General features: G+C 54.4%; 13 protein-coding genes and 2 tRNA genes. 6 read left to right on the forward strand and 9 right to left on the reverse strand.

Going from position 1 to position 12776, the window contains the following annotated elements; all coding sequences use genetic code 11:
• Positions 1-11: 11 nt before the first annotated feature.
• Both cysM and pdxK read left to right on the forward strand, forming a co-directional pair.
• The gene (gene cysM, locus L350_RS21375) at positions 12-923 is read left to right on the forward strand and encodes a cysteine synthase CysM (RefSeq protein ID WP_022648948.1); all 912 of its coding nucleotides are present in this window, start codon (positions 12-14) and stop codon (positions 921-923) included.
• Positions 924-928: 5 nt separating this feature from the next.
• Positions 929-1765 carry a pyridoxine/pyridoxal/pyridoxamine kinase gene (pdxK, locus tag L350_RS21370; protein WP_022648947.1) on the forward strand — a complete coding sequence of 279 codons (837 nt, stop codon included), beginning with the start codon at positions 929-931 and terminating at the stop codon, positions 1763-1765.
• Positions 1766-1809: 44 nt separating this feature from the next.
• Here pdxK and crr read toward each other — a convergent pair whose 3' ends face one another.
• The 5 genes from crr to cysZ form a co-directional block, all read right to left on the reverse strand.
• Positions 1810-2313 (reverse strand): PTS glucose transporter subunit IIA, encoded by a 504-nt coding sequence (crr, locus tag L350_RS21365; protein ID WP_022648946.1) that lies wholly within the window; start codon positions 2311-2313, stop codon positions 1810-1812.
• Positions 2314-2356: 43 nt separating this feature from the next.
• Positions 2357-4084 carry a phosphoenolpyruvate-protein phosphotransferase PtsI gene (ptsI, locus tag L350_RS21360; RefSeq protein ID WP_022648945.1) on the reverse strand — a complete coding sequence of 576 codons (1728 nt, stop codon included), beginning with the start codon at positions 4082-4084 and terminating at the stop codon, positions 2357-2359.
• A gap of 45 nt (positions 4085-4129) precedes the next feature.
• Positions 4130-4387 carry a phosphocarrier protein Hpr gene (gene ptsH, locus L350_RS21355; protein ID WP_000487600.1) on the reverse strand — a complete coding sequence of 86 codons (258 nt, stop codon included), beginning with the start codon at positions 4385-4387 and terminating at the stop codon, positions 4130-4132.
• A 317-nt stretch (positions 4388-4704) separates the two neighbouring features.
• Complete coding sequence (cysK, locus tag L350_RS21350) at positions 4705-5676, reverse strand: cysteine synthase A (RefSeq protein ID WP_006811453.1); 972 nt, start codon at positions 5674-5676, stop codon at positions 4705-4707.
• A gap of 163 nt (positions 5677-5839) precedes the next feature.
• Positions 5840-6601: a sulfate transporter CysZ gene (gene cysZ / locus L350_RS21345; protein WP_032623822.1), complete on the reverse strand. Its 762-nt coding sequence runs from the start codon at positions 6599-6601 to the stop codon at positions 5840-5842.
• Positions 6602-6830: 229 nt separating this feature from the next.
• Between cysZ and zipA the strand changes: the two genes are divergently transcribed.
• The 3 genes from zipA to L350_RS21330 all read left to right on the forward strand — a co-directional run bounded on the left by zipA (position 6831) and on the right by L350_RS21330 (position 10127).
• On the forward strand, positions 6831-7826 hold the full coding sequence (zipA, locus tag L350_RS21340) for a cell division protein ZipA (RefSeq protein WP_032623824.1): 996 nt from the start codon (positions 6831-6833) through the stop codon (positions 7824-7826).
• A 68-nt stretch (positions 7827-7894) separates the two neighbouring features.
• A complete protein-coding gene (gene ligA, locus L350_RS21335; RefSeq protein ID WP_032623825.1) occupies positions 7895-9910 on the forward strand; it encodes an NAD-dependent DNA ligase LigA in 2016 nt (671 codons plus the stop codon).
• A 1-nt stretch (position 9911) separates the two neighbouring features.
• The gene (locus tag L350_RS21330; RefSeq protein ID WP_003861328.1) at positions 9912-10127 is read left to right on the forward strand and encodes a DUF3820 family protein; all 216 of its coding nucleotides are present in this window, start codon (positions 9912-9914) and stop codon (positions 10125-10127) included.
• On the opposite strand, the gene L350_RS21325 is transcribed toward L350_RS21330, so the two are convergent.
• Positions 10124-11119 carry a bile acid:sodium symporter family protein gene (locus L350_RS21325; RefSeq protein ID WP_022648941.1) on the reverse strand — a complete coding sequence of 332 codons (996 nt, stop codon included), beginning with the start codon at positions 11117-11119 and terminating at the stop codon, positions 10124-10126. The two genes, L350_RS21330 and L350_RS21325, sit on opposite strands and share 4 nt — an antisense overlap.
• Before the next feature lie 89 nt (positions 11120-11208).
• Here L350_RS21325 and L350_RS21320 point away from each other — a divergent pair, with 89 nt between their 5' ends.
• Positions 11209-12150 carry a LysR family transcriptional regulator gene (locus L350_RS21320; RefSeq protein ID WP_032623827.1) on the forward strand — a complete coding sequence of 314 codons (942 nt, stop codon included), beginning with the start codon at positions 11209-11211 and terminating at the stop codon, positions 12148-12150.
• On the opposite strand, the gene L350_RS21315 is transcribed toward L350_RS21320, so the two are convergent.
• From L350_RS21315 to L350_RS21305, 3 genes are all read right to left on the reverse strand, one after another.
• The gene (locus L350_RS21315) at positions 12141-12482 is read right to left on the reverse strand and encodes a FlxA-like family protein (protein ID WP_022648939.1); all 342 of its coding nucleotides are present in this window, start codon (positions 12480-12482) and stop codon (positions 12141-12143) included. The two genes, L350_RS21320 and L350_RS21315, sit on opposite strands and share 10 nt — an antisense overlap.
• A 137-nt stretch (positions 12483-12619) precedes the next feature.
• Positions 12620-12695 (reverse strand) — tRNA-Lys (locus L350_RS21310).
• Positions 12696-12699: 4 nt separating this feature from the next.
• Positions 12700-12775, reverse strand: a tRNA-Val gene (locus L350_RS21305).
• Between the last annotated feature and the right edge of the window lies 1 nt (position 12776).

A 12776-nucleotide genomic window follows, 5' to 3' on the forward strand; every position in this document is an offset into this window, starting at 1 on the left:
GAGTAAAAAACGTGAATACACTCGAACACACCATCGGCAACACCCCTCTGGTCAAACTTCAGCGCATGGGGTGTGACAACGGCAGCGAAATCTGGGTCAAACTTGAAGGCAATAACCCGGCGGGGTCGGTGAAAGACCGGGCGGCGCTGTCGATGATTGTTCAGGCCGAAAAGCGCGGCGAAATAAAGCCCGGCGACGTGCTGATCGAAGCCACCAGCGGTAACACCGGTATCGCACTGGCGATGATAGCCGCCCTGAAAGGCTATCGTATGAAGCTGCTGATGCCGGATAACATGAGCCAGGAGCGCCGTGCCGCCATGCGTGCCTACGGGGCCGAGCTGATTCTGGTGAGCAAAGAGCAGGGTATGGAAGGGGCGCGAGATTTAGCGTTAGCGATGGCGGAGCGCGGGGAAGGCAAGCTGCTCGACCAGTTTAATAACCCGGACAACCCGTACGCGCACTACACCACCACCGGCCCGGAAATCTGGCAGCAAACCGGCGGGCGCATCACCCACTTTGTCTCCAGCATGGGGACCACGGGCACGATCACCGGTGTGTCACGTTTTCTGCGCGAGCAGGAGCAGCCGGTGACGATTGTCGGCCTCCAGCCGGAAGAGGGAAGCAGTATTCCGGGCATTCGCCGCTGGCCCGCGGAGTATATGCCGGGCATCTTTAATGCGCAGCTTGTGGACCAGGTGCTGGATATTCATCAGCGCGAGGCGGAAAATACCATGCGTGAGCTGGCCGTGCGTGAAGGCATCTTCTGCGGCGTCAGTTCGGGTGGCGCGGTAGCGGGGGCGATTCGGGTGGCTAAGGCAAACCCAGGTGCAGTAGTGGTAGCGATTATTTGCGATCGCGGCGATCGCTACCTGTCGACCGGCGTCTTTGGTGAAGAGAGTTATTCGCAGGGGGCGGGGATTTAAGCGTCATGGAGATGATTTTATTCCGGGATAACACCCGGGCGCAGCAAACCGATATTGTCGCCGTTCAGTCGCAGGTGGTGTACGGCAGTGTGGGAAACAGCATCGCGGTGCCAAATATTCGCACCCATCGACTGAACGTTACCGCCGTGCCGACGGTGCTGTTCAGCAATACGCCGCACTACGACACCTTCTACGGCGGGGTGATCCCGGACGAGTGGTTCAGCGGCTACCTGAAGGCGCTGGAAGAACGCGAGATCCTGCGCGAGCTAAAAGCGGTCACTACCGGCTATATGGGCAGCGCCAGCCAGATCGTGCTGCTGGCGCAGTGGCTGAAGGCGATCAAAGTGCAACATCCCGATCTGCTGGTGCTGGTCGACCCGGTAATCGGAGACATCGACAGCGGGATGTACGTGAAGCCGGATATTCCTGAAGCCTACCGTGAGCACCTGCTCCCGCTGGCCCAGGGCATTACGCCCAACGTGTTTGAGCTGGAAGTGCTGAGCGGCAAACCGTGCCGTACGCCGGAGAGCGCCATTGCCGCCGCGCAGGGGCTGCTGTCTGACACGCTTAAATGGGTGGCGATCACCAGCGCGCCAGTGGCTGACGATCCGCAAAATATCCACGTCGTGCTGGTGAGCGAGGAGGGCGTTACCGTAAGCGCACACCCGCGCGTTGAGACGGACCTGAAAGGGACGGGGGATCTGTTCTGTTCGGAGCTGGTGAGCGGTATCGTCGGCGGTAAAACCGTGGCCGACGCCATTCGCATGGCGGGCGACAGGGTGACTGACGTGATGATCTATACGCAGTCGAAAGGCTACGACGAGCTTATTCTGCCTGCATAAACAAAAATGGCGCCCGAAGGCGCCATTTTACCGTGCGGCAAGAATTACTTCTTGATGCGGATAACCGGGGTTTCACCCACGGTAACGCTGCCAGACAGTTTGATCAGCTCTTTGATTTCGTCCATGTTGGAGATAACAACCGGAGTCAGGGTAGACTTCGCTTTTTCTTCCAGCAGTGGCAGATCGAATTCAATTACAGGGTCGCCAACTTTAACACGCTGGCCTTCTTCCGCGATACGTTTGAAGCCTTCGCCTTTCAGTTCAACGGTGTCGATACCGAAGTGAACGAACAGTTCGATACCGCTATCGGATTCGATAGAGAACGCATGGTTGGTTTCAAAAATCTTACCAATGGTACCGTCAACTGGAGCAACCATTTTGTTGCCAGTTGGTTTGATAGCAATGCCATCACCAACGATTTTCTCAGCAAACACTACATCCGGCACGTCTTCGATATTGACGATCTCGCCGGAGAGCGGAGCAACAATCTCAATAGTTCCGGAGTCGCTATTGCTTTTGTCACCGAACAGTTTACTAAATAAACCCATTAGACTTATCTCCTAAGCAGTAATTTGGGCCGCATCTCGTGGATTAGCAGATTGTTTTTTCTTCAATGAACTTGTTAACCAGCGTCATTAACTCGTCCGTTGTCGGTTGAGCAAGAGCCTGCTCTGCTAATACCTTCGCATCTTCGAAGTTCGTGTTACGGATAATCTTCTTGATGCGCGGGATGGAAATGGCGCTCATAGAGAATTCGTCCAGACCCATACCCAGCAACAGAAGTGTAGCACGTTCGTCGCCTGCAAGCTCACCACACATGCCAGTCCATTTACCTTCTGCATGAGAAGCATCAATAACTTGCTTGATCAAATTCAGTACAGACGGCGACATTGGCTGGTAGAGATGTGAAATCATATCATTACCACGGTCAACTGCCAGGGTGTACTGCGTTAAATCATTGGTACCGATACTAAAGAAATCAACTTCTTTGGCTAAATGACGTGCAATGGTCGCGGCTGCCGGTGTTTCCACCATCACGCCGATCTCGATTGACTCGTCAAATGCTTTACCTTCGTCACGCAGTTCCTGCTTGTAGATTTCAATCTCTTTCTTCAGTGCACGCACTTCTTCAACAGAGATGATCATCGGGAACATGATGCGCAGCTTACCGAAAGCGGATGCACGCAGGATAGCGCGAACCTGGTCACGCAGGATCTCTTTGCGATCCATGGCGATACGCACAGCACGCCAGCCCAGGAACGGGTTCTCTTCTTTCGGGAAGTTCATGTACGGCAGCTCTTTGTCGCCACCGATATCCATGGTGCGGACGATAACGGCCTGCGAGCCGCACGCTTCCGCAACCGCTTTGTACGCTGCAAACTGCTCTTCTTCCGTTGGCAGGGCGTCGCGGTCCATGAACAGGAATTCAGTACGATACAGACCAACACCTTCCGCACCGTTGCGCTCAGCGCCGTCAACGTCACGTACGGTACCGATGTTAGCGCACACTTCAACCTGATGGCCGTCCAGCGTGATGGCTGGCAGATCTTTCAGTTTAGCGAGTTCCGCTTTCTCGGTAGCAACCTGCTCCTGAACGGAACGCAGCTGCTCGATCACATCGTTAGTTGGGTTGACGTAAACCACGTTGTTTACGGCATCCAGAATCAGATAGTCGTCGTTTTTCACCTGCGAGGTGACGCTACCGGTACCCACGATGGCTGGCAGCTCCAGAGAACGCGCCATGATAGAGGTGTGGGAGGTACGTCCACCTGCATCAGTAATGAAACCCAGCACCTTGTTCAGGTTCAGCTGTGCGGTTTCAGACGGGGTCAGGTCAGCGGCAACCAGGATGACTTCGTCCTGAATCGCGCTCAGATCGATGATGGCCAGACCCAGGATGTTGCGCAGCAGGCGCTTACCGATGTCACGTACGTCAGCCGCACGCTCTTTCAGGTATTCATCGTCCAGCTCTTCCAGGGCAGTTGCCTGACCTTCGATAACTTCATGCGCAGCCGCGTCGGCCGTCATGCCTTTATCTTTAATCAGGGCTATGATTTCCTGCTCCAGCTCCTCATCTTCGAGCAGCATAATGTGCCCTTCGAAGATGGCTTCTTTTTCTTCACCGAAAGTTTCGCCAGCTTTAGTTTTAATCGCTTCCAGTTGCGCAGATGCCTTGGCACGACCGCTCAGAAAACGTTCAACTTCCTGATCAACCTTGTCGGCAGAAATTTTTTTCCGGTCAATGACGATTTCGTCTTCTTTCAGCAGCAATGCTTTGCCGAAAGCGATACCCGGGGATGCTAAAATGCCTGAAATCATAACCCTACCTTACTTGTGACTGATATTGAAAAGAACCCGGTAAACTTACTCGAGTTCAGCCATCAGCTTAACCAGATGCTCAACTGCTTTCTGCTCGTCTTCACCTTCAGCGGAGATGGTAACAACGGTACCCTGAGTCAGACCCAGAGTTTGCAGCTTGAACAGGCTTTTTGCGCTAGCGCTTTTGCCGTTGGAAGTCACAGTGATTTCAGAAGTGAAGCCTTTCGCTTCTTTAACAAACTGAGCAGCAGGGCGGGTGTGCAGACCGTTCGGAGCGGTAATGGTAACTTCTTGCTGGAACATTGTATTTCCCCAACTTATAGGTTTAGTGTTGTGGAACTAAAGTCTAGCCTGGCGACTTAACTTTAGCCTGTATAGTTAGCGCTGACGTTTCAATCGTCATTAAACATTATGCAGTGAAAGCAAGACTTGAACCAAATCATAAAATCGATTCAGCAGCGCTATTTCGTTCACCGATTAATTTCGCTCATCAAAATAATTGCTGGTTTAAATACCAGACCCAACGGGGTGAAGCAATGCCAGGAGGGGTAAAACTTTGAAGCAGGCCACAAAAAAGCACCTGAAAAGGTGCTTTTTTACGCGTTTTTAACATGCTGGCATCACTGTTGCAGTTCTTTCTCTGTGAACAGATCGGCAAACAGTGCTGTGCTTAAGTAACGCTCACCCGAAGACGGTAGGATAACCACAATATTCTTGTTGGTAAAGGTTTCGTCTTCCAGCAGTTTGAGAGCTGCAGCAACCGCCGCACCGGAAGAGATACCCGCCAGAATGCCTTCCTCGTCCATCAGGCGACGCGCCGTGGAGATGGCTTCTTCATTGGTGATTGCGACCACTTTATCGATCAGCTTCAGATCGAGGTTGCCTGGAATAAAGCCAGCGCCGATACCCTGGATTTTGTGCGGACCTGGTTTGATCTCTTCGCCTGCCAGCGCCTGAGCGATAACCGGAGAGTCGGTTGGCTCAACGGCAACGGTAATCAGATCTTTTTTACCTTTCGTGCCTTTAATATAGCGAGACACCCCGGTCAGCGTACCGCCGGTGCCTACGCCGGAGATAAACACATCAACCTGACCGTCGGTATCTTCCCAGATTTCCGGGCCGGTGGTTTTCTCATGAATTTCCGGGTTGGCCGGGTTGCTGAACTGCTGGAGCAGCAGATACTTTGCAGGATCGCTGGCGACGATTTCTTCGGCCTTCTGAATCGCGCCCTTCATGCCTTTCGCGCCTTCCGTGAGGACCAGATTCGCACCCAACGCTTTCAGCAGCTTACGGCGCTCAATACTCATGGTTTCAGGCATAGTCAGCGTCAGCTTATAGCCGCGCGCCGCCGCAACATAGGCCAGGGCGATACCGGTATTGCCGCTGGTGGGTTCAACCAGCTCAACGCCAGGTTTCAGCACGCCACGCTTTTCAGCATCCCAAATCATATTCGCACCGATACGGCATTTAACGCTGAAGCTTGGGTTACGAGATTCCACCTTCGCCAGAATGCGTCCATTACCGATACGGTTCAGTCGAACCAGGGGCGTATGACCGATAGTCAGCGAGTTGTCTTCATAAATCTTACTCATGGCCTGTCCTTAACTGTATGAAATTGGGATACCGACCCAGCATACCTGTTGAACAGGTATGGGGAAGTAAGGAAATCGCATATGTATATGCTGCAAGGAAATAATGGGGATCAGTATGGAATAAGGGGCGGCATAAGCCACCCCTCTTTTACACATTTTTGCATTACTTCCATAACGCGTGCTTAGCACGGTAGCAGTCCACCCACATCGCCGTCGCGCCGCAAACGGCAACGGGCATGATGAACAGATTCAGGAAAGGGATCATGGTGAACAGGCTGGTAAGGGCACCAAACTGCATATTGGCAACCTTCTGAGTACGCAGGGCAGTGCGCATCTCTTTAAACGGCACTTTGTGGTTATCGAACGGATAATCACAGTACTGGATAGCAAGCATCCAGGCGCTGAACAGGAACCACAGCACGGGTGCGACCGTCTGGCCGATCCCGGGTACAAAATAAAGGATGAGCAGCACAATCGCCCGCGGCAGGTACCACGCAAACTTCTGCCATTCGCGCTTCATGATGCGGGGGACATCTTTCACGATCCCCAGTACGCCCGTGTCAGGCGGCGCCGCACCGGTCAGGCGCGCTTCCAGCTGTTCGGCCAGCAGACCGTTGAACGGCGCGGCTATCCAGTTAGCTATCGTCGAAAAGAAATAGCCGAAAACCAGCAGCACGGAGATAACCGCAACCGGCCAGAGCAGGTAGTCCAACCACTGTAACCAGTCCGGCACATAGCTCATCAGGGAAGGGATCCAGCTTTCCAGTCTGGTGAACAACCACCAGAACGCGCCCCCCATCAGAATAATGTTGATCAGTAACGGCAAAACAACGAAGCGTCGAATGCCCGGCAGGGAGACCAGTTTCCAGCCCTGAGAAAAGTACCAGACCCCGCTGCGTGGGGCAGAAGAAGATGTTGAAACCATACCAGGCTGTACTCCTTTTTACACAACCAGTGGAATTGCCCGCCTATATTATCCAGTTACGGGCCAATGACCAGTTCGGAAATGTTCGAAAAACCAGCAAAAAGCACGATTTAGTTCATCTTTATGCTGTGAATGCTCTGCATACACTTGCACTTGACGTAAACGGCAAATACTCTTAGTGAGTAAATGTTTGCCGTGGTGGCAAGGTGTTAGAACAACAGAGAATATAATGATGCAGGATTTGCGTCTGATATTAATCATTGTTGGCGCGATCGCCATAATCGCTTTACTGGTACATGGTTTCTGGACCAGCCGTAAAGAGCGTTCCTCTATGTTTCGCGATCGTCCACTGAAGCGCATGAAGTCCAGTCGCGAAGACGATGACGTTGAAGACGACATCGACGGTCTTGACGACGACGGCGTGGGTGAAGTTCGTGTTCATCGGGTCAATACTGCGCCCGGCGCAGCGCATGGAGAGCATGAAGCTCCCCGCGCTCCGCAGCACCAGTATCAACCACCGTATGCCTCTGCCCAGCCGCGCCAGCCAGCGCCGCCGCCAGTGGAAGAACCTGTTCGTCATCCGTCCCAGCAGCCTGTGCAACAGCAGCCCGTTGCGCCACAGCCTGTACAGCAGCAACCTGTGCAACAGCCTGCACAGCCAGTGCATCAGCCACAGCCAGTGCAACAGCCGCAGCCGGTAGAACAACCGCAGCCGCAGCCTGAACCGCCTGCGCCACAGCCCGCTCCGCGCGTTGAGCCAGAGCCGGTTGCAGAGCCAGAACCGGTTGTTGAAAAGCCGCAGCGTAAAGAAGCGGTAATCATCATGAATGTGGCTGCTCATCATGGCACCCATCTGAACGGTGACGTGCTGCTTAACAGCATCCAACAGGCAGGCTTCAAGTTCGGCGACATGAATATTTTCCATCGCCACCTGAGTCCTGACGGTAGCGGTCCGGCGCTGTTCAGCCTGGCCAATATGGTCAATCCAGGCACGTTTGACCCGGAAATGACCGGTGATTTCGTCACGCCTGGGGTTACGATCTTTATGCAGGTGCCGTCCTACGGTGACGAGCTGCAAAACTTTAAGCTGATGCTACAGTCCGCTCAGCACATCGCCGACGAAGTGGGCGGTGTTGTGCTCGACGATCAGCGTCGTATGATGACGCCGCAGAAACTGCGCGAATATCAGGACCGCATCCGCGAAGTTAAGGAAGCTAACGCGTAATCGTCGCGTTTACTTCAACTCCTCCTCAACCCCCGCCTTTCGGGGGTTTTTCTCATTGATGGTGCGATATGGACTCAATCGAACAACAACTTACTGAACTGCGAACCACGCTTCGCCATCATGAATATCTCTATCATGTTATGGACGCACCGGAAGTGCCGGATGCGGAATATGACCGCCTGATGCGTGAACTGCGCGAGCTGGAAGCGCAGCACCCGGAGCTGATTACGCCCGATTCCCCAACGCAGCGCGTCGGCGCGGAACCGCTGGGTGCTTTCAGCCAGGTGCGCCACGAAGTGCCGATGCTGTCGTTGGATAACGTGTTTGATGAAGAGAGTTTTCTGGCTTTCAACAAGCGCGTGCAGGATCGCCTGAAGAGCGTCGACAATCTTAGCTGGTGCTGCGAGCTAAAACTGGATGGTCTGGCCGTCAGCATTCTTTATGAGAACGGCGTGATGGTACGTGCCGCAACGCGCGGCGACGGCACCACCGGGGAAGACATCACCACCAATGTGCGCACCATTCGTGCGATCCCGCTGAAGCTGCGTGGCGATAATATTCCTGCGCGGCTGGAAGTGCGCGGGGAAGTTTTCCTTCCGCAGGCGGGGTTTGAGAAGATCAATGAAGAAGCGCGTCGTACCGGGGGTAAAGTGTTTGCAAACCCGCGTAACGCGGCGGCAGGTTCGCTGCGCCAGCTCGATCCGCGTATCACCGCGAAGCGACCGCTTACTTTCTTCTGCTACGGCGTCGGGATCCTGGAAGGCGGTGACCTGCCGGATACCCACCTGGGTCGTTTAATGCAGTTCAAAGAGTGGGGTTTGCCGGTAAGCAACCGCGTGCAGCTTTGCGACTCTCCAGAGGCGGTGCTGGCGTTCTATCACAAGGTTGAAGAAGATCGTCCCACGCTTGGGTTTGATATTGATGGCGTAGTGATCAAGGTTAACTCCCTGGCATTGCAGGAACAGTTGGGTTTTGTTGCCCGGGCGCCACGCTGGGCAGTGGCCTTTAAGTTCCCGGCGCAGGAGCAGATGACCTTCGTTCGCGACGTGGAATTTCAGGTAGGACGTACGGGGGCGATTACGCCTGTGGCGCGTCTGGAGCCTGTGCAGGTGGCTGGCGTGCTGGTCAGTAACGCTACGCTGCATAACGCCGATGAAATTGCCCGTCTGGGGCTGCGAATTGGTGACAAAGTGGTGATTCGCCGCGCGGGCGATGTGATCCCGCAGGTGGTTAACGTAGTGGAATCAGAACGTCCTGCCGATACCCGTGCCATCGAGTTTCCTGCCCATTGTCCGGTATGTGGTTCGGACGTTGAGCGCGTGGAAGGTGAAGCGGTAACGCGCTGTACGGGCGGGTTAATCTGCGGCGCGCAGCGTAAAGAGTCCCTGAAGCACTTTGTCTCCCGCCGGGCGATGGACGTCGACGGAATGGGTGACAAGATCATCGACCAGTTAGTTGAGAAAGAGTATGTCCATACGCCAGCGGACCTCTTTACCCTGACGGCAGGTAAGCTGACCGGTCTTGATCGTATGGGGCCGAAATCTGCCCAGAACGTGGTCAATGCGCTTGAGGCGGCCAAAAATACTACCTTTGCCCGTTTCCTTTACGCGCTCGGCATTCGTGAAGTCGGAGAGGCGACGGCGGCAGGGCTGGCGGCGTATTTCGGCACGCTGGAGGCTCTTGAGAAAGCCACCATCGACGAACTACAGAAAGTCCCTGACGTTGGTATAGTAGTCGCTACCCACGTCTTCAACTTCTTCGCCGAAGAGAGCAACCGTGAAGTGATCGGTAAATTACTGGAACAGGGCATTCACTGGCCCGCACCGGTAGTGGTTAATGCAGAAGAGATCGACAGCCCGTTTGCCGGTAAAACGGTGGTGCTGACCGGCAGTCTGAGCCAGCTCTCGCGTGATGACGCGAAAGCGCGCCTGGTGGCGCTTGGGGCAAAAGTGGCGGGAAGCGTGTCAAAGAAAACCGACCTGGTGATCGCCGGGGAAGCGGCCGGTTCGAAGCTGGCAAAAGCGCAGGAGCTCGGCATCGAGGTGATCGATGAAGCGGAAATGATGCGCCTTTTAGGAGAGTGATGTGGAAAAAGAGCAGCTCGTTGAGATCGCCAATACGGAGATGCCGTTCGGTAAATATAAGGGCCGCAGGCTGATTGATTTACCGGAAGAATATCTGCTGTGGTTTGCCCGTAAGGATGAGTTTCCTGCCGGGCGTCTTGGCGAGCTGATGGCTATCACATTACTGATCAAAACAGAGGGGCTGACCCAGCTGGTGCAGCCCCTGAAACGTCCTTAAACTTTCGCGGCGCGGGTCTCTTCCTGCGCCAGCTTTTCAGTCTGTGCCTTGTAACGCCGCGCCAGTACCGCACACACCATCAGCTGGATCTGATGGAAAATCATCAGCGGCAGTACCATCATCCCAATGACCGACGTCGGGAACAGAATATTGGCCATCGGGATCCCGTTGGCCAGGCTCTTTTTCGATCCACAGAATACGATGGTGATTTCATCGGCCTTATTGAAGCCGCATTTGCGGGCCACAAAGACGTTAACCGCGATCACAATGGTCAGCAGAACAATGCTTACCACCACAATAAACAGCAGCGATCCTGCACCCACCCTGTGCCAGATGCCGTTCACCACGGCTTCGCTGAAGGCCGTGTAAACCACCAGCAGAATGGAGCTTTGGTCCGTTTTCCCGATCCATTTTTTGTGTTTCGCCACAAACGCTCCAATCCAGGGGCGGGATAAGTGTCCGAGCACAAACGGCAGTAGCAGTTGCAGACAAATTTTACCCACCTGCTCCAGATTACCTTCTGCACCATGCATGTTCATCAGCAGACCGACCAGCAGCGGTGAAACAAAGATCCCGAGCAGGCTGGAAGCCGAAGCAGAACAGACCGCCGCCGCGACGTTGCCGCCCGCCAGCGAGGTAAAGGCAATAGCAGACTGCACGGTGGCCGGCAAAATGCACAGATAAAGGAAACCGGTATAGAGTGCCGGATCGACATTCACCGGCGCCCACCAGGCAAACAGCACGCCCAGAACAGGGAAGAGGATAAAGGTGCTGCACATTACCCAGAGGTGCAGTCGCCAGTGGCTACCGCCTGCAATAATGGCTTCCCGGGAGAGTTTGGCGCCATGCATAAAGAACAACAGGGCAATGGCTGCCGTGGTCAGCCCTTCAATGACCGGAACGAAACCGCCCCGCGCCGGGAAGAACGAGGCCAGCAAGACGACACCAATCAGGGTCAGCGTAAACGGATCAAGGATACGAAAAAGTTTCATAATCACTCCTGAAAACAGATGCCGCTATTGTGCTTTCTTCCCTTTGAGAAATAAAATTGATTTATTGCATCCATTCATGAATTAAACAGATGAATTATTCACTACGTCAGCTTCGTGTTTTCGTCACCGTCGCGCAGGCCCACAGCTTCAGTCGGGCAGGGGAGATGATTGGCCTCAGCCAGTCGGCGGTGAGCCATAGCGTGAAAGAGCTGGAAACTCAAACCGGCGTGAAACTGCTCGACCGCACTACGCGCGAAGTGGTGCTCACCGAAGCGGGACATCAGCTGGCAACGCGTCTGGAAAGGCTGCTGGATGAACTGAACAGTACGCTGAGAGACGTCGGACGGCTTGGACAACAGCTTTCCGGTACCGTGAGAGTGGCGGCGAGCCAGACGATTTCGGCGCATCTTATTCCCCAGTGCATCGCTGAAAGTAATCACCGCTATCCGGATATCGATTTTGTTTTGCACGACAGGCCGCAGCAGTGGGTACTGGAGAGTATTCGTCAGGGGGATGTGGATTTCGGGATTGTTATCGATCCCGGAGCGGTAAGCGACCTGGAATGTGAAGTGGTACTCTCGGAACCCTTTTTATTGCTCTGCCGCGATGATGATCCTCTGGCATCGCTGTCGCAGGTGGCCTGGCAAGCCTTACAGGGGGCAAACCTGGTGTTACAGGATTATGCATCAGGTAGCCGCCCGCTGATAGATGCCGCACTGGCCGCACAGGGCGTAAAGGCAACCATTGTGCAGGAGATTGGGCATCCTGCCACGCTCTTCCCGATGGTCGAAGCGGGGATTGGCATCAGCGTTCTGCCGGCGCTGGCGCTGCCACTGCCGCAGGGGAGTCGTTTAACGGTGAAGCGTTTCCTGCCCTGTATTGAACGCCAGCTGATGCTGGTACGCCGTAAAAACAGGTCACTTTCCGGCGCGGCACACGCCTGCTGGGATGTGGTGCGTATGCAGGCCAGGCGTCTGATGGAGGCCCGCGCGCGCGATCCACTTTTTAACGAAACCAATGATCAGATATAGATATCAATCTGATGTTCTGCGGAGGGTTTATTGACGCCTTCCGCCACGGCCTGACCGCTTTCCTGTTTTGGCATCGCCTCTTCTGCCTGCTGACGCTGCAATTGCGCCAGCTGTGCCTGCAACATGGCCAGCTGAGATTCGAGCAATTCTTGCTGCTTTTGCTTTTCTTCCGCTGTGGCATCACCCATGGCGACTTCTTTGAGTTGCTGAGTGACTTTCGTTATCTGTTTGGTCAGACGGGTGATCTGAGAAGCAATGTCGTTTCCGCCGGAGCTGTTATCTACGCTGCCGATTTCCATCGCCGACAGAGAAACGGGCTTAAGAGTTGTCATATTGAGATCCTTTTCGCCATAAAATAGAGGTATCGGCAAAGAAGGCGTGAGCTTGAGTAAAACAAGCGGTTTGGCTGCAATGGGGATGTGCTATATCGCAGATAGCAAAAAAGCGCCTTTAGGGCGCTTTTTTACATTGGTGGGTCGTGCAGGATTCGAACCTGCGACCAATTGATTAAAAGTCAACTGCTCTACCAACTGAGCTAACGACCCGAAATGGTGGGCGATGACGGGCTCGAACCGCCGACCCCCTCCGTGTAAAGGAGATGCTCTACCAACTGAGCTAATCGCCCA

This window comes from Enterobacter sp. MGH 4, from assembly GCF_000534735.1.
Taxonomy (GTDB): Bacteria; Pseudomonadota; Gammaproteobacteria; order Enterobacterales; family Enterobacteriaceae; genus Enterobacter; species Enterobacter intestinihominis.